The sequence below is a fragment of the Pseudomonas asplenii genome, from assembly GCF_900105475.1.
GTDB lineage: Bacteria > Pseudomonadota > Gammaproteobacteria > Pseudomonadales > Pseudomonadaceae > Aquipseudomonas > Aquipseudomonas asplenii.
The window spans coordinates 3,165,723-3,186,816 of record NZ_LT629777.1; the positions used below are offsets into that span (position 1 = coordinate 3,165,723).

Consider the following 21,094-nt stretch of genomic DNA (forward strand, 5'->3'; position numbering starts at 1 on the left):
CGGGCTCAGTCCAGACTCACTATGGAGGCACTGTGAAAGCATTGCAAGGCGTTGAAGGTCAGGTGGAGTGGCTTGAAGAGCCGAATCCGGGCTGTGATGTGGGACAAGTGCGCATTCGCGTGGCGGCTGCGGGGCTGAATCGGGCCGATCTGTTGCAGAAGGCCGGGCTCTATCCGCCCCCGCCGGGTGCCAGCCAGGTGCTGGGCCTGGAGTGTTCCGGGGTGATTGTCGAAGTGGGCGCCGGTTCGTCCTGGCAGGTCGGCGATCGGGTCTGTGCGCTGCTTGCCGGTGGCGGCATGGCCGAGGAAGTGGTGGTCGACGGTCGCCATGTGCTGCCGGTGCCCGAGGGCCTGAGCCTGGTCGAAGCGGCCGCACTGCCTGAGGTCTACGCCACGGCGTGGCTGAATCTGTTCCAACTGGCGGGGCTCAAGCCGGGTGAAAAAGTGCTGTTGCATGCCGGTGCCAGCGGTGTCGGCTCGGCGGCTATCCAGTTGTGCAAGGCCTTCGGCAACCCCTGCTGGGTCAGCGTCGGGTCGGCTGAGCGGCTGGCCTATTGCGAGGCGCTGGGCGCCCAGGGTGGGGCGATACGCGGTGACGATATCGATGGCCTGAACGATTTCGCGCCGTTCGATGTGATCCTCGATCCGGTGGGCGCGAACTACGCCGACCTCAACGTGAAACTTTTGTCAGCTGACGGGCGGTGGGTACTGATTGGCCTGATGGGCGGGCGGGAAACCCAGCTCGATCTGGCGAAGATCCTGGCCAAGCGTATCCAGTTGCTGGGCTCGACCTTGCGTAGTCGCGACGCGCAATTCAAGGCCGATCTGCTCAGCGATCTGAATCAGCATGTCTGGCCGCTGTTTACCGATAAGCGCCTCAGCCCGCAATTGGCCAAGGTGTTTGCGGTCCGCGATGCCGAGCAGGCGTTCACCGAACTGGCCGGCAACCAGGTGGCGGGCAAGCTGGTGCTGGTGATCGACGAGTCCCTGGTCTGACCCTTGTGGGGCTCGCTTCAGTCTTCAGGCGTGACCAATAGTTCGGGGCTGCCCAGTGGGTGGCTCTTGGCATCGAAGAAGCGCAAGGTCACCCCATGGCCGGCGAACAGTTTCGCGAAGTGGCGCTTCTGGTGCTGGACGAATGCCTGGCTGCGTGGGTAGATCGAGATCGCCAGGGTCTTGATGCCTGCGTCGCGCAGGGCCTGGACGATATGCCGGTCCTGCTCGCCAAGGCTGTGGCCGAAAATGCACAGGGCGCCCTGATGTTGGCATAGCTGGCCGTAGCAGTACGACAGGTAGTCCGAGTGACGGATCGCCTTGAGTTTGTCTTCGGCGTTGCCCTCACTGACGAACAACGGTACGTCGCCCAGGGCGTTGACTGCGAAGCTGCCCAGCAGGGTGCTTTCCGACGACAGCAGCTTGCGCGTGCTGCCATCGAGGTTCTTCACCAGGTGCAAGCCGCCGTGCAGGTACAGAATCCGCGTCCCCTGGGTCTCGGTGTGGCCCAGGTCGAACGTCGCCTCGTCGCTCGAGAACAGATCCTGGAACGCCTGGGGGGCCTGCATGATCGCCCAATAGTTGAGCAGGTCGTAGTTGCTGGAATAGAGCGTACGGTAGTGACCCAGTTCGGTGTTGATCAGCGCCAGGCTTTCGGGCCGCACCCGCTTCCAGGGAATGTGTACCGCGCGCACGGCATGGATCAGCGCTTCCTTGATGGCGAAGTAGCGATTGCGCGGCGACGACGAACTGATGGACAGCGCGGCGTTGACCTTGATGGTGCTCTTCAGTGCGCTGAGCGCCTGTTCGAAGTTACTGGTTTCCAGGGCCTTGAATACGGCCAGTTCGCTCAGCCCCAGCGGACGATTTTTCGTGTGCTGGGCGTTCTCGAACAAGGAGTCATAGGAAAAACCGGGCCACACCGCCAGGCTTGCGCCGTTGCCGATCAACAGGCCGGTGAACGGGGTGTCGGCACGCATGGCGTTCCAGTCTTCAAGTTCGCCGTCAAATTCCTGGAATTCCATAATCGCTATTCGTCGTCTCAAGGCAGAAGGTGGACAGACGGCGACTTTATCACGACCGGGCATTGAGCCAGATCAACAACACGATGAGGCAGGCGGTCGATGCTGTGCTCATCGCGGGGCAGGCAGCCCCGGTCAATGCCAAGAGGATTCGCCATGAGCAGTACATTTTTCATTCCGGCCGTGAATATCATGGGCATCGATTGCCTGGACGAAGCGATGGACGCTATCCGCAACCAGGGATTTCGCAAGGCATTGATCGTGACCGATAACGGACTGGCGAAGGCGGGTGTGGCGGCACGCATCGCCGATGCCCTGGCGGTACGCGATATCGATTCGCTGATCTTCGACGGCGCCAAGCCCAACCCGAGCATTGCCAATGTCGAGCAGGGCCTGGCGGCCCTCAAGGAGGGCAAATGTGATTTCGTGGTGTCGCTGGGTGGTGGCTCGCCCCACGACTGTGCCAAGGGTATCGCCCTGTGTGCCACCAACGGCGGGCACATCCGTGACTATGAGGGTGTCGACCGCTCGGCCAAACCCCAGTTGCCGTTGGTGGCGATCAATACCACCGCCGGTACCGCCAGCGAGATGACCCGTTTTTGCATCATTACCGACGAGTCGCGCCACGTGAAAATGGCTATCGTCGACCGCAATGTCACGCCGCTGATGTCGGTCAACGATCCGGCGCTGATGGTTGCCATGCCCAAGGGCCTGACGGCGGCGACCGGCATGGATGCGCTGACCCATGCGATCGAGGCTTACGTGTCGACGGCGGCGACGCCGATCACCGATGCCTGCGCGATCAAGGCCATCGAGCTGATCAGCGCCAACCTGCGGCTGGCGGTGCGCGACGGTGCCGACCTGAAGGCTCGGGAAAACATGGCCTATGCGCAGTTCCTCGCGGGCATGGCGTTCAACAACGCCTCCCTGGGGTATGTGCATGCCATGGCGCATCAGTTGGGCGGTTTCTATGACTTGCCCCATGGTGTGTGCAATGCCGTGCTGTTGCCCCATGTGCAGACGTTCAACGCCTCGGTCTGCCCGCAACGCCTGAGCGATGTGGCCAGGGCGCTGGGCTCCGACGTTGCCGGGTTGAGCCCGGAGGAGGGCGCCCAGGCTGCCATCGTGGCGATTCGTTCCCTGTCCAGGGATGTGGAAATCCCTGCCGGCCTGCGCGAGCTGGGTGCCAAGTTGCCAGACATCCCGGTACTGGCGACCAATGCTCTCAAGGATGCCTGCGGCCTGACCAACCCGCGGGTGGCGGATCAGCGGCAGATCGAGGAGATCTTCCGCAACGCGTTCTAGTGGCCGGTGTGGCTGTTTTGTACAGGCCACTGGTCGTTGCCCGGAATCTTTTTCCGGGCAAAAAAACGGCCCGGATCAACCGGGCCGTTTTCATACCTGCAACGAAAGGGCTTATTGCACTTCCACTGCCAGGCTGTCGCTGATCTTCTTCTGCCAGATCGCCGGGCCGGTGATGTGCACCGACTCGCCCTTGGCATCGACGGCGACGGTCACCGGCATATCCTTGACCTCGAACTCGTAGATCGCTTCCATGCCCAGTTCGGCAAAGGCGACGACCTTGGATTTCTTGATCGCCTGGGCCACCAGGTAGGCAGCGCCACCCACGGCCATCAGGTAGACGGCCTTGTGTTCCTTGATCGCCTCGATGGCGGTCGGGCCACGTTCGGACTTGCCGATCATGCCGAGCAGGCCGGTCTGGTCGAGGATCTGGCGGGTGAACTTGTCCATGCGCGTGGCGGTGGTCGGACCGGCAGGGCCGACGACTTCTTCACGCACCGGGTCAACCGGGCCGACGTAGTAGATGAAACGACCCTTGAGGTCCACCGGCAGGGTTTCGCCCTTGTTGAGCATTTCGACCATGCGCTTGTGCGCGGCGTCGCGACCGGTGAGCATCTTGCCGTTGAGCAGGACGGTTTCGCCCGGCTTCCAGCTCTGTACGTCTTCCGGCGTCAGGGTGTCGAGGTTGACGCGACGAGCCGACGGGCCGGCTTCCCAGACAATTTCCGGGTAGGCATCCAGCGGTGGTGCTTCCAGCACGGCGGGGCCGGAGCCGTCGAGTACGAAGTGCGCATGGCGGGTGGCGGCGCAGTTGGGGATCATGCACACCGGCAGGGACGCGGCGTGGGTCGGGTAGTCCATGATCTTGACGTCGAGCACGGTAGTCAGGCCACCCAGGCCCTGGGCGCCGATGCCCAGTTGGTTGACCTTCTCGAACAGTTCCAGGCGCATTTCTTCGATGCGATTGGACGGGCCACGTTTTTTCAGTTCATGGATGTCGATGGACTCCATCAACACTTCCTTGGCCATCACCGCCGCCTTCTCGGCAGTACCGCCGATGCCGATGCCCAGCATGCCCGGTGGGCACCAGCCGGCACCCATGGTCGGGACGGTTTTGAGGACCCAGTCGACGATCGAGTCGGACGGGTTGAGCATGGCCATCTTCGACTTGTTCTCGGAACCGCCGCCCTTGGCCGCCACGTCCACTTCCACGGTGTTGCCCGGGACGATGGAATAGTGGATGACCGCCGGGGTGTTGTCCTTGGTGTTCTTGCGGCTGCCGGCCGGGTCGGCCAGGATCGAGGCGCGCAGGACGTTTTCCGGCAGGTTGTAGGCGCGACGCACGCCTTCGTTGATCATGTCGTCCAGGCCCATGGTGGCACCGTCCCAGCGCACGTCCATGCCGACGCGGACGAATACGGTGACAATCCCCGTATCCTGGCAGATTGGCCGGTGTCCGGTGGCGCACATGCGCGAGTTGATCAGGATCTGCGCCATGGAGTCACGGGCGGCTGGCGACTCTTCCCGCAGGTAGGCCTCGTGCATGGCCTGGATGAAATCCACGGGATGGTAGTAGGAAATGAACTGAAGGGCGTCAGCAACGCTCTGTATCAGGTCGTCTTGCTTGATCACGGTCATGGGTCGCGCTCCTCTATAAAGACGGGAACATTTAAGTAAGGTGTTTGCGACCTTTTACATCTGGTCTGTCGAAAACATCTTTTGAGGCAAGCCGGACACGCGTGACCGGCACAAAAAAGGCGCGGCAGTATAACCTGCCAGGCTGTCGGGCACATCCGTCCGTGGACAAACCATGGTCGGGTGATCGTCGGCACCGTTCTTGCGTGGACGTATGATAAAGGCTGTATAAGTTGGAAAATTGAATGGTCATTTTTGATCCGGATCACTAGAGTGGCAAGTGGCCTGTACGGGAAGGAAGTCCCATGAGCCCTCAGCGCACGGTGAGTCATAGATTGACCCATAAAGCCATACAGAGTCTTTTACGCAAACGTTTTGGCCTGGCTGCCGGCACCTACGTGCTGGCATTGCTTTTGGTCTGGGCGGCGATTCTTGCCGGCTACTACCGTGCCAGCGTGACCATGGGTCTGGTCACTACCGGTTTGGTGGTGGCCAGTCAGGTTGTGCTCGGCTGGCTGTTTTTCAGCGGTCGCAACCTGCGTTTTCGTGACCCCAGCCTGACCGAATTCCAGGTGCTGCTGGGGCTCGCTTGGCAGACCTGGATGATGGCCAGTCTTGAGCATGCGCGCGGCACGTTCCTGGTGTTCTATCCATTGGTCTTGTTGTTCGGCCTGTTTCATCTGCCTCGGCGCAAATTTGTGCGCTGTGCGGTGCTGGTGTTCTTCAGTTTTGCCGCACTCAATCTCTGGGAAGGTTATCAGTTGCGCCTGCCTGATCCGGGGCTGGCGGCGTTGCAGGTGGGCGTGCTGTTCGTGGTGCTGGCCTGGTTGTGCCTGTATGCGAGCTACGTGCAGGCGTCGCGTCTGCGCATGCGTCAGCGGCGCTTCGCCTTGCAGGCGCACCAGGACACCTTGCGCGGCATGATGCGCCAGTTGGAAGACCTGGTGGCCACCGATGAGTTGACCGGCCTGTACAACCGTCGGCATTTCCTGCGCCTGGCGTCCCGCGAGCTGGAATTGATGAAGCCAGACACGGTACATGGCCTGGCGTTGATCGACCTCGATCACTTCAAGCGTATCAATGATGTCCACGGGCATGCGGCTGGCGATCAGGTATTGCAGGCTTTTGCCCGTGTGGCCGGTGGCTGCGTGCGCGAGGGCGATGTGCTGGCGCGTTACGGGGGAGAGGAGTTCGTGCTATTGCTGCCCAACGCCGATCCGGATCGCCTGACCGCTTGTTGTGAACGCTTGCGCCAGGCTTTTAGCCAGGTCGATCTGGGGGAACTGGCGGTGGGCAACCTGAGCCTGTCGGTGGGCATGACGTTGATCTGCGAGGGCGACGATCTCGACGCTGCCTTGCAGCGTGCCGACCAGGCGCTCTATCGCGCCAAGCGCGATGGCCGCAATCATTGTTGTGCCGCCTGGGAACTCAGCGATGCCTGAGTTGCGTGTTGGCGAGCGGGTCTGGTCGGTGGCTGCGGGCAGCAATCTGCTCGATGCCCTCAATCAGGCCGGGGTCAGCGTTCCCTACAGTTGCCGGGCCGGGAGTTGTCACGCCTGCCTGGTCCACTGCCTGCGGGGTGAGCCGCAGGATCGTCAGCCCGATGCCCTCGGCTTTGAGCAGCGTGAGCGTGGTTGGCGTCTGGCCTGTCAGTGTCAGGTGCATGAGGACTTGCATCTGGAAGTCTTCGATCCCCGGCGTGACGGTATGTTGGCCCATATCACAGGGGTCGACTGGCTGAGTCCGACGGTACTGCGCCTGCGCGTTCTTGCGGAACATGCCTTGCGTTATCGTGCTGGTCAGCACCTGGTGCTGTGGACGCCACAGGGCGTGGCGCGTCCCTACTCGTTGGCGAGCCTGCCGCAGGAAGATCGTTATCTGGAATTCCATCTCGATTGCCGCCAGCCCGGCGAATTCTGCGACGCGGCCCGGCGTTTCAGTGTGGGTGAAGTGATTCGTCTCGGGGAGTTGCGTGGTGGTGCCTTGCACTACGACCCCGACTGGCACGCCAGGCCACTATGGCTGCTGGCGGCCGGTACCGGTCTTGGGCCGTTGTGGGGCGTGCTGCGTGAGGCTTTGCGGCAGGGACATGGCGGGCCTTTGCGGCTGGTACACCTGGCTCATGACCGTAGCGAGCATTACCTGGCTACCGAGCTGGCGGCCTTGGCCGCTAGCCATGCCAATCTGACGGTCGAGTGCCTGAGTGCTACCGAGCTGCCGGAATTTCTGGCGAAACTGCGGGTCGCCTCCCGGCAAACCCTGGCTCTGCTCTGTGGTGCTCCGGCCAGTGTCGAAGCCTTTGCCCGGCGTCTGTACCTGGCTGGGTTGCCGCGTAATCAGCTATTGGCCGACGTGTTCGTGCAGCGCGGTTGAGTCCTGCCTTGCATCGTCCGCTCTGCGCGAGTGCAGAGCCCATGACCAGAAAGTCGATATGACAGGCGCGACTGCGGCGCTTTCAGGGTTCTTGATCAGACGCTGAGACCGCTTGTCAGTTTGGCTTGGGAGACTTTGCCTGGCGCCTGGGCTGCATGACACTTGAATAGGTCGAGGTGACCGAGACCCAGGTCAGTGCCAGGGCACCGACAAACAGATTGCCTTTCTGTTCCTGCAGGATGCCCAACTCCTCCCTGCTGGAAAAGAAACCCAGCGTCCCCAGAATGAAGGCGCTGACCACGCCTGACGAGGCGGTCATGATGATCACGGCATGGATCAGGTCTGCCGGTCGTCGATGGTAAAGTGCGTGTCCCAGATAGAGGGCGATGAAAGTCAGTCCGATGAGGATCGAGCAGCGGGTCTGGTCCAATGGCATATAACCCTTCCTTGGGTAGGGTGATCAGAGCGTTGCGGTTGTCTGAAAGGCGGCAAATGCTCCCACCAGTGCGCCTGCCAAGGCGCTTACCAGGCCTGGAAAGAGCATGTTGGCCAGACAGGCGCCGCCCAGCGTCGGGCCAATCATGCGCGGGTCCATGAGGCGGTCCAGGGAGGGGCGGGCCAGGGTATGGCTGTTTCGATCCTTCATGAGTGTGCTCTCTCTGTTGCATTCTGGTTGCCAGATCGTTGCTGAGAACAAGGCTAACCTGCCTGGAGGGCTGTGTGTGGGCAGTACAGGGAAAAGAGAAAAAGCCTACAGGATTTGCCTGAGCAGCTTGGCCGGCGTCACACCGGGAATAAAAAAGCCTCGCGGCAGAATGCGGCGAGGCTTGGGTGCTGCGTGAGGTCAATCAGACCATCGGATCGCCGACATGCAGGATCTTCATGCCGTTGGTGCCACCGATGGTGTGGTAGCTGTCGCCCTTGGTCAGGATCACCCAGTCGCCTTGTTCGACAACGCCGCGCTTGAGCAATTCGTCGACTGCTGCCTGGCTGACCTGCTCGGGTGGCAGCGAAGCCGGATCGAACGGTACGGTGTAGACACCACGGAACATCGCCGCGCGGGCCTGGGTTTCACGGTGCGGGGAGAATGCGTAGATCGGTACGGAGGAGCGGATCCGCGACATGATCAACGGCGTGTAGCCGCTTTCAGTCAGGGCGATGATCGCCTTGACCCCCGGGAAGTGGTTGGCGGTGTACATGGCCGCCAGCGCGATGCTCTGGTCGCAACGCTCGAAGACCTTGCCGATGCGGTGGCTGGAGCTCTTGCTGGTCGGGTGTTTTTCCGCGCCGACACAGATGCGCGCCATGGCCTGCACCGCTTCGAGCGGGTAGGCGCCTGCGGCGCTTTCGGCCGACAGCATGACCGCATCGGTGTAGTCCAGCACGGCGTTGGAGACGTCGGACACTTCGGCACGGGTCGGCATCGGATTCTGGATCATCGACTCCATCATCTGGGTCGCGACGATCACTGCCTTGTTGTGGCGGCGTGCGTGCAGAATGATCTTCTTCTGGATACCCACCAGTTCGGCGTCGCCGATTTCCACGCCGAGGTCGCCACGGGCAACCATCACGGCATCACTGGCCTGGATCAGGCCGTCGAGGGTTTCGTCGTCGGCCACGGCTTCGGCGCGTTCGATCTTCGCCACCAGCCAGGCGGTACCGCCGGCTTCGTCGCGCAGCTTGCGGGCGTATTCCATGTCGGCGGCGTCACGTGGGAAGGACACTGCGAGGTAGTCCACTTCCATTTCGGCGGCGAGCTTGATGTCGGCCTTGTCCTTTTCGGTCAGGGCTGGAGCGGTCAGGCCGCCACCACGACGGTTGATGCCCTTGTGATCCGACAGCGGGCCGCCGATGGTCACGATGCAGCGCAGTTCAGTCTCGGTCGCAGTCTCGACACGCATGACCACGCGACCGTCGTCGAGCAGCAGTTCGTCACCCACGCCGCAGTCCTTGACCAGATCCGGGTAGTCGATACCGACGACCTGCTGGTTGCCTTCGGTCAACGGATGGCTGGTGGAAAAGGTGAATTGATCACCGATCTTCAGCTCGATACGCTTGTTGGCGAATTTGGCGATACGGATCTTCGGACCCTGCAGGTCACCCAGGAGCGCGACGAAGCGCCCATGCTTGGCGGCGAGATCGCGGACCAGCTTGGCGCGAGCCTTGTGCTCGTCTGGGGTGCCGTGGGAGAAGTTCAGGCGGGCGACGTCCAGGCCAGCCAGAATCAGCTGTTCCAGAATTTCCGGCGAGTTGCTGGCCGGGCCCAGTGTGGCGACGATTTTTGTACGACGAACGGACATGCAGAGACTCCTGAGTTCAAGCGCAACGAGAGGCTACTATGGTCCCGTGCTGTAGTCATTGTTCATTTGCACTACTTTTCAGCGAAGAAGTTTTTTTCGGATATGTTGTTTGGCGAACACTCTGAAGATTTTCGCCAACGGGTCGATACACTGCCAAGAACAGGAGATACCCATGCGAATTTTGCTCGTTTTAGCCTTGGCAGCCAGTGTTGTCGGTTGCACCCGCTGGTCGATGAACAGCCACCTGAACAATGCCTACCGTTCCTATGACCGTGGCAATTGCGAAGACGTGATGCTGCAGTTGTCCCAGGTGGACCGCGAAAGCCGTACCCGGCAGTATGTGCAGCCGGAAGTGTCGATGCTGCGCGGCCAGTGCCTGGAGCGCCAGAAGTTGTTCGTCGACGCGGTACAGACCTATCGCTTCATCATTACCCAGTACCCGTACAGCGAGTACGCCTACCGTGCCCAGGCTCGCCTGGAAACGCTGCGCCAGTTGGGGCATACCGATGCTGCGGTACCCGCGCAGGCGCGTCCGGCGCCATTGTGATGACAAATGAAATAAGAACTGGCTCTCTGCCAGCTTTCAGCTAAAGTTCGAGGGTATGGTTTCAGTTTTATCAATTCGTTTGAATTGAAAACCATGGCTCGGTAGAGGTTATGCGAAGCAGCGATAGACTGCCGTCGCGCCGAGGCCAAGGGAGAGCAGGGCCTGTCAGTCCTGTTCCGAAGCACTAGCGCGGCCATGCTTAATGGTCTTGTATAGCGATTATCAACATGCCTACCGACCGTCGAATCGAGCGGCACCAATTGCCGTACTTCCTCAAGGTGTTCAACCGTTTCACCGACAAGCCCATTGGTTATCTGGGCAATGTTTCTGACAAGGGGCTGATGCTGATCAGCCAATTGCCGTTGTTGGTGAATGCGGATTTTGAACTGCAACTGAAACTTCCCGGCCCTGACGACACTATTCAGTTCATCGACCTGAATGCCCGTTGCCTGTGGTCCCATGAAGAGGCGACGCCCTGTTATTACGACTCCGGTTTCGTCCTGCACGAACCGCCCGAGGCGTATCACAAGCTGGTGGAGGCGTTGCAGCACTACTTCAGCTTCTACCCGCTGGAGGCCTCGGCGTAGCCGTCCCGCCTCAGAGGGTGCCGGCCTTTTTCCAGCTCAGGTAACGGCTGACCAGCTCGGCGCCGAGTTCGCTCGGGCGGGTGTCGAGTACCGGGACGCCGTGGGCGACCAGGCGTTCGTGCAGGCTGGCCCGGGCATTCAGGTAGTCGACCGTGCCACAGTAGGCGAGGGCCTCGGCCAGTGTCTGGACCGGGCTCTGGCATAGCTGGTCGAGGATTTCCTCGCGCAGGCTGGCCACCAGCACCCGGTGTTGGCGGCCCAGGCGCTTGACCGCTGTGAGCAATTCTTCATCGTCATCATCGCGCAGATTGGTGACCAGCACCACCAGGGCGCGGCGTTTTTGTCGGGCCAGTACCTGGCTGGCTGCCGCCTGGTAATCCGCTGGTCGCTGGCTGCTGTCCAGGTCGTAGACGGCATTGAGCAGGACGTTGAGCAGGCCTTGGCCCTTGAGCGGCGCGAGGAAACGCGGCTGATCGCTGGCAACGGTGCTCAGACCGACCGCGTCGCCCTGGCGCAGGGCTACATAACTCAACAGCAGGCAGGCATTGAGCGCGTGGTCGAAATGCGCCAGTTCACCATCCTGGCTGCGCATCCGGCGTCCGCAATCGAGCATGAAGATGATCTGCTGATCGCGTTCATCCTGATATTCGCGAGCAATCGGCGTGCGTTGCCGGGCGGTGGCTTTCCAGTCGATCTGGCGCAGGCTGTCGCCCTCGCGAAACTCGCGCAACTGGTTGAACTCCAGTCCCAGACCGCGCCGCTGGCGTTGGCGTACACCGAGCTGGCTGAGCCAGTTATCCACAGCCAGCAAGCGGGCCCCGTAGAAACGGGCGAAATCCGGGTAGACCCGGCTCGTATCGCTGAGCGTCAGGTAACGCCGCCCGGACCAGAGGCCCAACGGGCTCGGCAATTCGACCTCGCAGCGCTCGAAGCTGAAGTGTCCACGGCGTACGGGGCGGACGCGGTAGCCCAGCTCGGCCTTTTCTCCGGGCTGCAAGGCGATGGCTTGCGGCAGGTGCTCGAACCCGAGACCCTCGGGGACGTGGTCGAACACCTGTAGGCGCAGTTCGCTCGGGTAATCGTGCTGCAACTCGATGCGCACCTCACCCCAGCGGCCCAGCGCCAGGCTGGTGGGTACCCGCCGTTGCAGGCGGGGCGAAGGCAGGCGCTGCAAACGGACCGCATCCAGCGCGGCCAGCAGCAACAGTGCCAGCAGCAGGCCCCAGCCAATCGAATCGAGGCTGTCTGGCAGCCCGACGTTCAGCGCCTTGAGTGCTCCGAGCAGAATGCCGAGCCCGAGCAAAGCGCCCAGCCAGGCCAGCAGCAACCGTGAAGGTTTCATCGCGCGAGTCCGCTCACAGGCGTGGTGCCGGGACCTGGTCGAGCAATTGCCGCAGCACCTGCTCGACCGACAGGCCTTCTATATCCAGTTCCGGGGAAAGACGCACACGATGGCGCAACACGGCCAGGGCACAGCCCTTGACGTCGTCCGGGATCACGAACTCGCCACCGCGCAACAACGCACGGGCACGGGCTCCGCGCACCAGGGCGATCGAGGCGCGAGGACCGGCACCGAGCGTCAGGCCAGGCCAGCTGCGGGTCGCCCGGGCCAGGCGCACGGCATAATCGAGGACCTGCTCGTCCAGCGGCAGGTCGCTGGCAATCCGTTGTATGACCAGTACATCCTTGGCTTGCAGCACGCTGCGCAACGGTTGCACGTCGAGCATATCGGCTTTGGTCGAGCGGGTGACCTGGCGGACCATGTCCAACTCCTGCTCGGCGGCGGGATAGTCCATGCGCAGTTTGAGCATGAAACGGTCCAGTTCGGCCTCCGGTAGGGGGTAGGTGCCTTCCTGTTCGATCGGGTTCTGTGTCGCCAGCACCATGAACGGCTGGGCGATGGGCAGGGCGCGTCCCTCCAGGGTGACCTGGCGCTCCTGCATGGCTTCGAGCAGGGCTGCCTGGGTTTTCGCCGGTGCCCGGTTGATCTCGTCCGCCAGCAACAGGTTGGTGAACAACGGCCCCTTGCGCAGTTTGAACTGCTCGGTCTGCAGATCGTAGACAGCATGCCCGGTGACGTCGCTGGGCATCAGGTCCGGGGTGAACTGGATCCGCGCGAATTCGCCGCCGAAACAGCGGGCCAGCGCACGCACCAGCAGGGTCTTGCCCAGCCCGGGAACGCCTTCGAGCAGGACATGGCCGCCGGCGATCAGCGCCGTGAGCACATCGTCGATCACCGCATCCTGGCCAATCAGGGCTCTTTGCAGCTCATGGCGCACCGTCTGGACCAGTTGGCTGGCGCGCTGACGTTGCTGCTGGGCGTGGGCTTGGGCGTCGACTTCGACCGCCGGCGACGGTTCCGTTGGGTGTTCGCTCATAGGGCATTCCTGAGAGTTTGCAGGTGGGCGACCTGGCGGCTGAAGTCAGCACTGGACAGTCGCCGTTTGGGGCGTGGGTGCAAGGCCTGGCTGATGGCGCTGGTGGGTTGGCGCGTCAGGCGGGCGAGTACCTGCCATTGGTCGGCGACAGCCAGCTTTTCGAAACCGGGATGACGTCGGCGGGCACGGCGCAGGATGTCCTGTTGCAAGGCCCGCAGCAAGGCCTGCTGACCACTGCGGCGCAACAGGAAGTCGGCACTGGCGCGCAGGTGTTCCTGCAGTTGCCGGCGGGCTTTCGGGGCTGGCGCCTGCAGCGGGCCGTGGCGCAGGCCGACATGCCATGACCACAATGCGATCAGCGCGGCTAACGCGGCCAGCGCTTGGGGGAAATAACGCAGCAACAGGCTGAGCAGACTGTCGTGGGCGGTGTTGAATACCAGGGTGACAGCACTGTCCTGGCTCAGATACCAGAGCAGCCAGGCGTTGTCGTAGCGACCGATGGCGGCGTTGGTCCAGAGTTCGGCGTCGGTCAGCACAGTGATCGAGCCCAGTCCGTAGTTCATCTGCATCAGGTGGGTGGAGGTGGCGCTGTTGGCCCAGGACTGCACCAGATTCTTCGGGTCGGACAGATGAAAGGCGGTGTCGAAGCTGAAGTAGGCGGGGGCTTCTTCATCCTCCAGGTACATCCGGGTCAGTTGCGGGTAGTACTTGTCTTCGGGTTCCGGGCCGTCACCCTTGAGGTTCTTGCTCAGCGACTGGCGCAGTTGCACGCGGTCCAGCAGCAGGTCGCCGCTACGCCCCTGTTTGGGGTCCCAGAGGGCTTCGGCGACAAACAGCAGGCGTCCACCCGCCCTGGCCCAGTTGAGCAACTGGTCGGCCTGGCGTGGGGTCATGCGCGAGCGTTCGCCGAGCAGCATCAGGGTCTGGTGACGGGGATCCAGCGTGGTCAGAATGCGCAGGTCGTTGGTGTGCCTGATCTCAAGGCCGCGTTCGCGTAGAAAGTTTTCCGCCGCGAGATAGGGGTAGGCACGGGCCTCGGGCGAAGGTCCATGATCGATGACCACCGGATAGGGCTCGGCCAGACGATAGAGGTAGACACCCAGGCCGAGCAGCAGAACGCTTGCCAACAGGGCACCGAGTACGATCGGGCGGCGCTTCATCGGTGCACCTCTGGACCGAACAACTGGCGCCAGTCATCGCACAACGTCTGTTGCACGTGCGCGGGTGGCAGACGGTGGCCGTAGGCAAGGTCCTGCCAGTAGTGGGTGAGGTGCTGGCTGAAGACCTGGAGTTCTGGATGCTGCAGGTGGGCGATCCGCGCCAGGACCTGGCCCTCGGTATCGGCACTTTTCAGCGGCAGTTGGAAATCATGCAACAGGCGACTCAGCAGGCCGCGATAGAGCAGGCTCATGGCCTCGCGCGGCTGGCTGGACCAGAGCGCTTCGGCGCTGGCGGCGATATCAACGGGCAGGCTGTCGGCGCCCAGGTCGAGTCCGAACAGTTGGGCCGGGGCATCGGCGCGCGGTGTTGCCGGCGTATTCGGTCGTCGGCTGACAAAGGTCTGTAGCCAGTCGCGGTAGCGCCAGGCCAGCCAGGCGATCAGGCCAAACATCAGGCCCCAGAGCAGTACCGACAGGCCATCGGCCAGCCGGCCGAAGACGCGATTGTCGAGTTGGCCGAGCAGCGTCTGCAGCCAGCCGGGTGCGGTCTTTTGTGGTTGTGTTTCGGGAGCTTGGGCCAAGCGCCAGCGGGTGATGGTTTCGCGGTTCTTGAACGGTGGCGAATCCAGCAGCGTCCTGATCGAGTCGTGGGCCTGCTGGCTAGTCAACGGTTGCTGCAGCAGGCGTGGGCTGTTCGGTGCTGGCGGCTCGGCAGCCATGCTCGTGGCGGAGCCGCCGAGCAGCAGGGTGGCGATCATCAGGCAGGCCAGGACCGGCAACAGACGCTGGTGCAGTTGGCGGAAGATCAATTCGATGTCCCACGCCTCCAGTACCGTGCGTCGGTTGAGGTAAAGGCTGAAGCCGCAGGCCACATAAATCGGCTCCCAGGCAACCAGGACCAGGGCGTAGAACAGATTGGTCAGGTGCTCCAGCCACCACCAGTCGTGCTGGGCTGCGAACACCACCTTTTGCCAGTCCCAGTCGAGTTCGACCTGGCGCGGCAGGAGCAGATAGAACAGTGCCATGCAGCCGATCCACAGCACCGACTCCAGATGCACGCCGATCAGCGTCAACCAGTGGGCACCGCGGCTCGCCTGCGGCAGCAGTACTTGCAGGCGCTGCTGACGGGCCTGTCCGGCGAGTCCTTCCAATTGCTGCACGGGCAGGGTGAAGCTACGGCTCATGCTCAGTCGGCGCCAGGTCAGACTTGCCAGCAGTTGTGGCTTGAGCAGGCGTGGCCAGGCCAGCAGCGCCTGTTTCAACGTGGGGGTGTCGCCGAACAGGGCCTTGGAGAGGATGTGCAGGGGCAGGCGTTCGAAGGCCGGTTTCAGCCACCAGAACAGCAGCATGGCGATCGACGGGTGTTCCCAGAGCAGCAGGCTGAGCAAGGCAAAAACCGGCAGGGTGACAATCGCCCAACTGGTCATCAGCAAGCCACGGTGCTGCCGTGCGAGCAGGATGCCCAGGTCCATAGCTTCCCAGGTGCTGCGTGGGCGGATCGCGACACTGGCGTCAGTCAGGCGCATTGCGGTTCCGTCCGGCAAAGACCAGGTAGCCGATGACCAGTAGCCAAAGGCCGCCGCCCACCAGGTATTTGACCGGGTGGCTCGGTCGCACCATGGATGACCAGTAGGCTTCGATGAACGCGGCGATCAGCAGCAACAGGATGACGCCGACGATCATGCGGATGCTGGCCTTCGCCGCCAGGCGCAGGGCTTCACCGCGAGTCAGGCGACCGGGTGCCAGCAGCGCCCAGCCCAACTGCAGTCCTGCGGCACCGGCCAGCGCGATGGCGGTCAGCTCGAAAGCGCCATGGCCGATGACGAACGACCAGAAGGTCTGGCCGAAGCCGATCTGGGTCAGGTGGCCGGCCACCGCACCGATCGTCAGGCCGTTGAACAGCAGGAAGAACACACTGCCCAGGCCGAACAACAAGCCTCCGGCAAAGGTCTGGAAGGCAATGCCGATGTTGTTCATGATGTAGTAGCCGAACATCGCCCAGTCTTCGCTAGAGGCTCTGGCGGCAGTGCGCCCCAGTCGACTGGCGTCTGGGTCGTACATGCTTTGCATATCGGCCACCTGTTGCGGGCTGACGATGCTGTAGACCAGATCGGGAAACAGGTAGACCAGCACGCCGGTCAGCAACAGGCTGCCGAAAAACAGCAGGCTGGCCGCGACGACGAACGGCCATTGCTGGCGTACCAGACGGGGAAAACCGGCCAGGATGAAGCCCAGCAACTGGCTGCCCAGGCGACTGCGGTGCCGGTAAAGCTGCTGATGGCCGCGCAGGGCAAGCTGTTGCAACGGGTCGACCAGATGACTGCTGTAGCCGCGTTCCTGAGCCAGAGCCAGTTGATTGCACAGCCGCCGGTAGGCCGCGGGAAATTCCGTGCTCGCATCGGCCTTGGCCTTGCCGCGTTCAAGCTGCTCGAGCAACTCGCCAAAACGTTGCCACTCCGGCTGGTGGCGGCTTTCGAAAAGACCCTGTTTCATGTCGGCCCCAACAGGCCACGGGCGATACCATTCAGTTCGGTGACTGCCAGGGAGGGCGGCACTCGCAGCGCCGGTGCCAGCAGGCCAGCCAGTTCGTCGACCCGCTCGGCGGACAGTTCGCCCTGGCGCTCGGCAAAGCTCAGCACGGCGCGCTGCTCGTTCAGGCGCAGGGCGAATACGGCGGTACGTGGCGTGGCGTCAGGCAGGACGGGGCGTGTCACCGCCTGTTCGCGGTAGATCACCAGGGTACCGCCAGCCAGGTCGCCCAGGCGCTTGAAGGTTGGATGTTGCAGGCAACTGAGTGCCCCCAGGCAATAGCCGAACGGCAGCATGTCGACGAAGCGTAGAAGATTGCGGGTCAGCGAGGCGGACCAGCCGATCGGCGTGCCGTCGTCATGCACCACGCGCAGCCCCATCAGTTGCTTGCCGGGCGAACGACCTTGATTGAGCACTTCGAACAGCACCATGTACCACCAACTGACCAGGAACATCAGGATCGAACCGAGTCCGGCGCCGAGCTTGTCCAATAGCGCCAGCAACGACAGCAGGACACCGAGTATCATGCCGCGCACGCCCAGGTCGATGGCGAAGGCAACTGCCCTCACCGGCAGTCCGGCCGGGCGCAGGGGCAGGTCGATGCCTTCCGGGGTTTCAATCTGGTAGCGGGTGTCCAGTGGTGTTTGCAGCGCTGCATTCCTTGTCTGGCGTGAGATCTGGCACATGATCGCCTGATCCTAGCCAGCACAGCGAGGCGACGCAACCGAACTCTGCTCGCCGAGCCCTGTAACCGGTTGCATCGATAAGTTATGGCGGGCGTCTGGCCCGAGGGGTGGTCGAGCGCCTAGACTGCTCCGGTCTTTTATTCAGGTATTCAGGAGTCCGCCGTGACCTCCCTCTTCTGGTACGACTACGAAACCACCGGGATCAATCCGCGCAGCGATCGCGCCCTGCAGGTGGCTGGCATCCGTACCGATGTCGAACTCAACGAAATCGACGAACCGATCAACCTCTATTGCCGGCCCAGCGAGGACATTCTCCCTCACCCGGCAGCCTGCATGATTACCGGTATCACTCCGGGGCTACTGGCCAGTCAGGGGCTGGATGAGGCCGATTTCATGACTCGGGTGCACGCCCAACTGGCGCAGCCGGGTACCTGCGGTGCCGGTTACAACACCTTGCGTTTCGACGATGAGGTGACGCGCTACAGTCTGTATCGCAACTTCTTCGACCCTTATGCCCGTGAATGGCAGGGCGGTAACAGTCGCTGGGATCTGATCGACGTGGTGCGCGCCGCCTACGCTCTGCGGCCGGAGGGGATCGTCTGGCCCGAGGAGGATGGGCGGGTGACGCTCAGGCTGGAGCGACTGACCGCAGCCAATGGCATCGATCATGGTCACGCCCACGAAGCCTTGTCCGATGTTCGGGCGACCATCGCCCTGGCGCGGCTGATTCGTGAGCGCCAGCCGCGGTTGTATGAGTGGCTGTTCCAGTTGCGCAGCAAGCAGAGGGTGCTCGACCAGATTCGCCTGCTACAACCCATGGTGCATATTTCCGGGCGTTTTTCCGCCGCCCGTCATTACCTGGGAGTGGTCTTGCCACTGGCCTGGCATCCGAGCAACCGCAATGCACTGATTGTCTGCGACCTGCATGAGGATCCGCAGCCACTGTTGGAACTCGATGCCGAATCGCTGCGCCGGCATCTCTACACGCGCCGCGAGGATATGGCCGATGGGCAATTGCCGGTGCCCCTCAAGTTGATTCACGTCAACCGCTGCCCGGTGGTGGCGCCGATGAATGTTTTGCGCGAGCCAGATCAGCAGCGTCTGCACCTGGACATGGCGCTTTATGAAGCGCATCGCCTGCGACTCAATGACGCACAGGAAGTTTGGCGGGATAAAGTCCAGGCGATTTATGCGGCGCAGGACTTCACTCCCAGCGAAGACCCGGAGCAGCAGTTATACGACGGTTTTCTCGGCGATCGGGATCGTCGGTTATGTGAACAAGTCCGCAATTGTGGACCGGAGCAACTGGCTCGGGAGCCGTGGCCTTTCGATGATGAGCGCCTGCCTGAATTACTCTTCCGTTATCGGGCCCGTAACTTTCCCGAGAGCTTGAGTGAAGAAGAGCAAGAACGCTGGCGGAAATTTTGCCGGCAGCGCTTGAGTGAGGCGAGCTGGGGGGCACCGAATACCCTGGCGCAATTTCACGAAGCACTCGCCAGCAGTTTCCCCAATGCCACGCCCGAGCAGGCGCAAGTGCTGGGGGAATGGCAGCAGCATGCACAGTATTTGTGCGCCCGCTTTAACATTCAGCTGGATTGAACACGCGGGAGGAGAAATCTTAGGTAATAAAAAAACGCCAGCGAACTGGCGTTTTTTGAAGGTCGCGCAAAGCGCTGCGACGGGTGTTTCGCTTAGCCCAGCAGAGTGGCCCAGCTTTCAACCACATCACCACCCCACTTGGCTTTCCACTCTTTCAGAGTTTTGTGGTTGCCACCTTTGGTTTCGATGACTTCGCCGTTGTGCGGGTTCTTGTATTGTTTGACCTTGCGCGCACGTTTGGTGCCGGTAGTTTTCACTGCGGCGCCACGTGGGGCTTTTTCCTTGGCGTGCGGGTCGAGGATCAGTTGGCAATCGCGCAGCGATTTGCCGTGCTTGGCCAGCAGGGCGCGCAGTTGCTCTTCGAATTCCATTTCTTTTTTCAGGGCGCCGTCTTTTTCCATCGCAGCCATCTGGGCTTGCAGTTCTTTGATAGCTTCTTCTGTGGCGCGATATTTGTTGATCAGAGACATGAGGACTACCTTATGTGATTCGTGTATGACAGGACAGTGCTCTAATAATAGTCAGACAAACTGTACAAGTAAACAATTAAGATAATGTTTGTTGCATTTGGTTTTTTAAACTTTTCGAATGCCGATGTGTCCGTTTTAGATGTTGTGCCTGAGTGCCTTGAAAACAGTCGCACGTCCGGCCTGGCAAACTATCGCAACTGCCGTGCGCAGTGTTCGCGAGTGTCTCAGGCCGGGCCTGGCTCGTGTCGGGTTGGGGCGGTCTTGCAAGGAATACTGCAGTTTTGTTGCGTACTCGCTAGAATGGCGGCCTTTGCGAAGTTCTGGAGTTTCCCCCTCATGCGCACTTTCCGGCTGGTGATTGCTTGCCCCGACCGCGTTGGCATCGTTGCCAAAGTCAGTAATTTTCTGGCGTCTTACAACGGCTGGATCACCGAAGCGAGCCATCATTCCGACAATCAGAGTGGCTGGTTCTTCATGCGTCACGAAATTCGTGCCGACAGCCTGCCCTTTGGCCTGGAGGCTTTTCGCGAGGCATTTGCCCCGATCGCCGAAGAGTTTTCCATGACCTGGCGCATCACCGACACCGAGCAGAAAAAACGCGTGGTGTTGATGGCCAGTCGCGAATCCCACTGCCTGGCCGACCTGCTGCACCGCTGGCACAGCGATGAACTGGACTGCGATATCGCCTGTGTGATTTCCAACCATGACGACCTGCGCAGCATGGTCGAATGGCACGGTATTCCTTATTACCATGTACCGGTGAATCCGCAGGACAAGGCTGTGGCATTTGCCGAAGTCTCTCGCCTGGTCAAGCAGCACACCGCTGACGTCGTGGTGCTGGCGCGCTACATGCAGATCCTGCCACCCCAGTTGTGCCAGGAATATGCCCACAAAGTGATCAACATCCACCACAGCTTCCTGCCGTCGTTCGTCGGTGCCAAGCCCTATCATCAGGCCTCGATGCGTGGGGTGAAACTGATTGGTGCAACCTGCCACTACGTGACCGAAGAGCTGGATGCCGGTCCGATCATCGAGCAGGACGTGGTTCGGGTCAGCCACAGTGATAGCATCGAGGACATGGTGCGTTTCGGTCGTGATGTCGAGAAGATGGTGCTGGCTCGTGGCTTGCGTTACCACCTGGAAGACCGTGTGCTGGTGCACGGCAACAAGACTGTGGTGTTCTGATAGCCCGCAGGCGGGCCTGGAGGTTTGGTGATGAGCGATCCACTCGACAAGGCAACCTCCAAGGCACCGCCCACCGTAGGCGAAGGCTGTCTCAGCCGTTATGACCCCGACGCCATGAGCAGCGAGGATGGCACCGAGTTTCCCGGTGCCGCCGAGCTGTGGCAGCAACTGCAGGAAGAGCCTGAGGCGCAAAAGCCCAAGCCTTGAACGCGGTTGCGTGGCCTCCCGACATTCCCCCGATATGCCTCTTTTAATTACCCCAGGCCAAGGCGTGGCGCTTTGTCGTGTCCGGGAGCCGGGTGCGATGCAGGTTCCCGTTGAGCTTGCAG

Annotated in this window: 21 protein-coding genes; 9 read left to right on the forward strand and 12 right to left on the reverse strand. The window is 61.7% G+C overall.

The window, feature by feature from the left end; all coding sequences use genetic code 11:
* Window positions 1-32 precede the first annotated feature (32 nt).
* The gene (locus BLU37_RS14525; RefSeq protein ID WP_090205909.1) at window positions 33-995 is read left to right on the forward strand and encodes an NAD(P)H-quinone oxidoreductase; all 963 of its coding nucleotides are present in this window, start codon (window positions 33-35) and stop codon (window positions 993-995) included.
* Between the two features lie 17 nt (window positions 996-1,012).
* On the opposite strand, the gene BLU37_RS14530 is transcribed toward BLU37_RS14525, so the two are convergent.
* On the reverse strand, window positions 1,013-2,017 hold the full coding sequence (locus BLU37_RS14530; protein WP_090205912.1) for a DUF4917 family protein: 1,005 nt from the start codon (window positions 2,015-2,017) through the stop codon (window positions 1,013-1,015).
* Between the two features lie 153 nt (window positions 2,018-2,170).
* On the opposite strand from BLU37_RS14530, the gene yiaY reads away from it, so the two are divergent.
* The gene (yiaY, locus tag BLU37_RS14535) at window positions 2,171-3,319 is read left to right on the forward strand and encodes an L-threonine dehydrogenase (RefSeq protein ID WP_010449307.1); all 1,149 of its coding nucleotides are present in this window, start codon (window positions 2,171-2,173) and stop codon (window positions 3,317-3,319) included.
* A 111-nt stretch (window positions 3,320-3,430) separates the two neighbouring features.
* Here yiaY and BLU37_RS14540 read toward each other — a convergent pair whose 3' ends face one another.
* Window positions 3,431-4,954 (reverse strand): fumarate hydratase, encoded by a 1,524-nt coding sequence (locus BLU37_RS14540; protein WP_010449308.1) that lies wholly within the window; start codon window positions 4,952-4,954, stop codon window positions 3,431-3,433.
* 332 nt (window positions 4,955-5,286) lie between these two features.
* On the opposite strand from BLU37_RS14540, the gene BLU37_RS14545 reads away from it, so the two are divergent.
* Window positions 5,287-6,393 (forward strand): GGDEF domain-containing protein, encoded by a 1,107-nt coding sequence (locus BLU37_RS14545; protein ID WP_090210945.1) that lies wholly within the window; start codon window positions 5,287-5,289, stop codon window positions 6,391-6,393.
* Window positions 6,386-7,324, forward strand: coding sequence for an iron-sulfur-binding ferredoxin reductase (locus BLU37_RS14550; RefSeq protein WP_019362715.1), 939 nt, complete (start codon window positions 6,386-6,388; stop codon window positions 7,322-7,324). The genes BLU37_RS14545 and BLU37_RS14550 overlap by 8 nt, the downstream gene beginning before the upstream one ends.
* A 115-nt stretch (window positions 7,325-7,439) precedes the next feature.
* Here the strand turns inward: BLU37_RS14550 and BLU37_RS14555 are convergent, their stop codons facing one another.
* The 3 genes from BLU37_RS14555 to pyk all read right to left on the reverse strand — a co-directional run bounded on the left by BLU37_RS14555 (window position 7,440) and on the right by pyk (window position 9,624).
* On the reverse strand, window positions 7,440-7,760 hold the full coding sequence (locus tag BLU37_RS14555; RefSeq protein WP_019362714.1) for a hypothetical protein: 321 nt from the start codon (window positions 7,758-7,760) through the stop codon (window positions 7,440-7,442).
* A 24-nt stretch (window positions 7,761-7,784) separates the two neighbouring features.
* Complete coding sequence (locus BLU37_RS14560; protein ID WP_090205915.1) at window positions 7,785-7,970, reverse strand: hypothetical protein; 186 nt, start codon at window positions 7,968-7,970, stop codon at window positions 7,785-7,787.
* Window positions 7,971-8,172: 202 nt separating this feature from the next.
* Window positions 8,173-9,624 carry a pyruvate kinase gene (pyk, locus tag BLU37_RS14565; RefSeq protein ID WP_090205918.1) on the reverse strand — a complete coding sequence of 484 codons (1,452 nt, stop codon included), beginning with the start codon at window positions 9,622-9,624 and terminating at the stop codon, window positions 8,173-8,175.
* A gap of 172 nt (window positions 9,625-9,796) precedes the next feature.
* On the opposite strand from pyk, the gene BLU37_RS14570 reads away from it, so the two are divergent.
* Together BLU37_RS14570 and BLU37_RS14575 are read left to right on the forward strand one after the other, a co-directional pair.
* Complete coding sequence (locus tag BLU37_RS14570; protein ID WP_010449320.1) at window positions 9,797-10,171, forward strand: tetratricopeptide repeat protein; 375 nt, start codon at window positions 9,797-9,799, stop codon at window positions 10,169-10,171.
* Between the two features lie 227 nt (window positions 10,172-10,398).
* The gene (locus BLU37_RS14575; protein ID WP_010449322.1) at window positions 10,399-10,758 is read left to right on the forward strand and encodes a PilZ domain-containing protein; all 360 of its coding nucleotides are present in this window, start codon (window positions 10,399-10,401) and stop codon (window positions 10,756-10,758) included.
* Window positions 10,759-10,768: 10 nt separating this feature from the next.
* Here the strand turns inward: BLU37_RS14575 and BLU37_RS14580 are convergent, their stop codons facing one another.
* Genes BLU37_RS14580 through BLU37_RS14605 form a run of 6 tightly spaced genes read right to left on the reverse strand, consistent with a single transcriptional unit; the run spans window position 10,769 to window position 17,511 of the window.
* Complete coding sequence (locus BLU37_RS14580; RefSeq protein ID WP_090205921.1) at window positions 10,769-12,100, reverse strand: DUF58 domain-containing protein; 1,332 nt, start codon at window positions 12,098-12,100, stop codon at window positions 10,769-10,771.
* Window positions 12,101-12,113: 13 nt separating this feature from the next.
* Window positions 12,114-13,136 (reverse strand): AAA family ATPase, encoded by a 1,023-nt coding sequence (locus tag BLU37_RS14585; protein WP_010449326.1) that lies wholly within the window; start codon window positions 13,134-13,136, stop codon window positions 12,114-12,116.
* Window positions 13,133-14,296 (reverse strand): DUF4350 domain-containing protein, encoded by a 1,164-nt coding sequence (locus tag BLU37_RS14590; RefSeq protein WP_090205924.1) that lies wholly within the window; start codon window positions 14,294-14,296, stop codon window positions 13,133-13,135. Before BLU37_RS14590 ends, BLU37_RS14585 begins: the two co-directional genes overlap by 4 nt.
* Window positions 14,293-15,822, reverse strand: coding sequence for a DUF4129 domain-containing protein (locus BLU37_RS14595; RefSeq protein ID WP_090205926.1), 1,530 nt, complete (start codon window positions 15,820-15,822; stop codon window positions 14,293-14,295). The genes BLU37_RS14590 and BLU37_RS14595 overlap by 4 nt, the downstream gene beginning before the upstream one ends.
* On the reverse strand, window positions 15,809-16,789 hold the full coding sequence (locus tag BLU37_RS14600) for a stage II sporulation protein M (RefSeq protein WP_090205929.1): 981 nt from the start codon (window positions 16,787-16,789) through the stop codon (window positions 15,809-15,811). The genes BLU37_RS14595 and BLU37_RS14600 overlap by 14 nt, the downstream gene beginning before the upstream one ends.
* Window positions 16,786-17,511 (reverse strand): RDD family protein, encoded by a 726-nt coding sequence (locus BLU37_RS14605; RefSeq protein WP_090205933.1) that lies wholly within the window; start codon window positions 17,509-17,511, stop codon window positions 16,786-16,788. Before BLU37_RS14605 ends, BLU37_RS14600 begins: the two co-directional genes overlap by 4 nt.
* 162 nt (window positions 17,512-17,673) lie before the next feature.
* On the opposite strand from BLU37_RS14605, the gene sbcB reads away from it, so the two are divergent.
* Entirely contained in the window at window positions 17,674-19,110 is a 1,437-nt protein-coding gene (gene sbcB, locus BLU37_RS14610) for an exodeoxyribonuclease I (RefSeq protein WP_090205935.1), read from the forward strand.
* A gap of 92 nt (window positions 19,111-19,202) precedes the next feature.
* On the opposite strand, the gene mvaT is transcribed toward sbcB, so the two are convergent.
* Window positions 19,203-19,580: a histone-like nucleoid-structuring protein MvaT gene (gene mvaT, locus BLU37_RS14615; protein ID WP_010449337.1), complete on the reverse strand. Its 378-nt coding sequence runs from the start codon at window positions 19,578-19,580 to the stop codon at window positions 19,203-19,205.
* A gap of 336 nt (window positions 19,581-19,916) precedes the next feature.
* Here mvaT and purU point away from each other — a divergent pair, with 336 nt between their 5' ends.
* Together purU and BLU37_RS29230 are read left to right on the forward strand one after the other, a co-directional pair.
* A complete protein-coding gene (gene purU, locus BLU37_RS14620; protein ID WP_010449339.1) occupies window positions 19,917-20,765 on the forward strand; it encodes a formyltetrahydrofolate deformylase in 849 nt (282 codons plus the stop codon).
* 30 nt (window positions 20,766-20,795) lie between these two features.
* The gene (locus BLU37_RS29230) at window positions 20,796-20,972 is read left to right on the forward strand and encodes a hypothetical protein (protein WP_010449341.1); all 177 of its coding nucleotides are present in this window, start codon (window positions 20,796-20,798) and stop codon (window positions 20,970-20,972) included.
* The last annotated feature ends 122 nt before the right edge of the window (window positions 20,973-21,094 follow it).

Bases quoted from the DNA above. Each gene is read 5' to 3' on its own strand.
- BLU37_RS14530 (WP_090205912.1), bottom strand. From the start codon at position 2,017: ATGGAATTCCAGGAATTTGACGGCGAACTTGAAGACTGGAACGCCATG.
- yiaY (WP_010449307.1), top strand. From the start codon at position 2,171: ATGAGCAGTACATTTTTCATTCCGGCCGTGAATATCATGGGCATCGAT.
- BLU37_RS14540 (WP_010449308.1), bottom strand. From the start codon at position 4,954: ATGACCGTGATCAAGCAAGACGACCTGATACAGAGCGTTGCTGACGCC.
- BLU37_RS14550 (WP_019362715.1), top strand. From the start codon at position 6,386: ATGCCTGAGTTGCGTGTTGGCGAGCGGGTCTGGTCGGTGGCTGCGGGC.
- BLU37_RS14555 (WP_019362714.1), bottom strand. From the start codon at position 7,760: ATGCCATTGGACCAGACCCGCTGCTCGATCCTCATCGGACTGACTTTC.
- BLU37_RS14560 (WP_090205915.1), bottom strand. From the start codon at position 7,970: ATGAAGGATCGAAACAGCCATACCCTGGCCCGCCCCTCCCTGGACCGC.
- pyk (WP_090205918.1), bottom strand. From the start codon at position 9,624: ATGTCCGTTCGTCGTACAAAAATCGTCGCCACACTGGGCCCGGCCAGC.
- BLU37_RS14570 (WP_010449320.1), top strand. From the start codon at position 9,797: ATGCGAATTTTGCTCGTTTTAGCCTTGGCAGCCAGTGTTGTCGGTTGC.
- BLU37_RS14575 (WP_010449322.1), top strand. From the start codon at position 10,399: ATGCCTACCGACCGTCGAATCGAGCGGCACCAATTGCCGTACTTCCTC.
- BLU37_RS14580 (WP_090205921.1), bottom strand. From the start codon at position 12,100: ATGAAACCTTCACGGTTGCTGCTGGCCTGGCTGGGCGCTTTGCTCGGG.
- BLU37_RS14585 (WP_010449326.1), bottom strand. From the start codon at position 13,136: ATGAGCGAACACCCAACGGAACCGTCGCCGGCGGTCGAAGTCGACGCC.
- BLU37_RS14590 (WP_090205924.1), bottom strand. From the start codon at position 14,296: ATGAAGCGCCGCCCGATCGTACTCGGTGCCCTGTTGGCAAGCGTTCTG.
- BLU37_RS14595 (WP_090205926.1), bottom strand. From the start codon at position 15,822: ATGCGCCTGACTGACGCCAGTGTCGCGATCCGCCCACGCAGCACCTGG.
- BLU37_RS14600 (WP_090205929.1), bottom strand. From the start codon at position 16,789: ATGAAACAGGGTCTTTTCGAAAGCCGCCACCAGCCGGAGTGGCAACGT.
- BLU37_RS14605 (WP_090205933.1), bottom strand. From the start codon at position 17,511: ATGTGCCAGATCTCACGCCAGACAAGGAATGCAGCGCTGCAAACACCA.
- mvaT (WP_010449337.1), bottom strand. From the start codon at position 19,580: ATGTCTCTGATCAACAAATATCGCGCCACAGAAGAAGCTATCAAAGAA.
- purU (WP_010449339.1), top strand. From the start codon at position 19,917: ATGCGCACTTTCCGGCTGGTGATTGCTTGCCCCGACCGCGTTGGCATC.
- BLU37_RS29230 (WP_010449341.1), top strand. From the start codon at position 20,796: ATGAGCGATCCACTCGACAAGGCAACCTCCAAGGCACCGCCCACCGTA.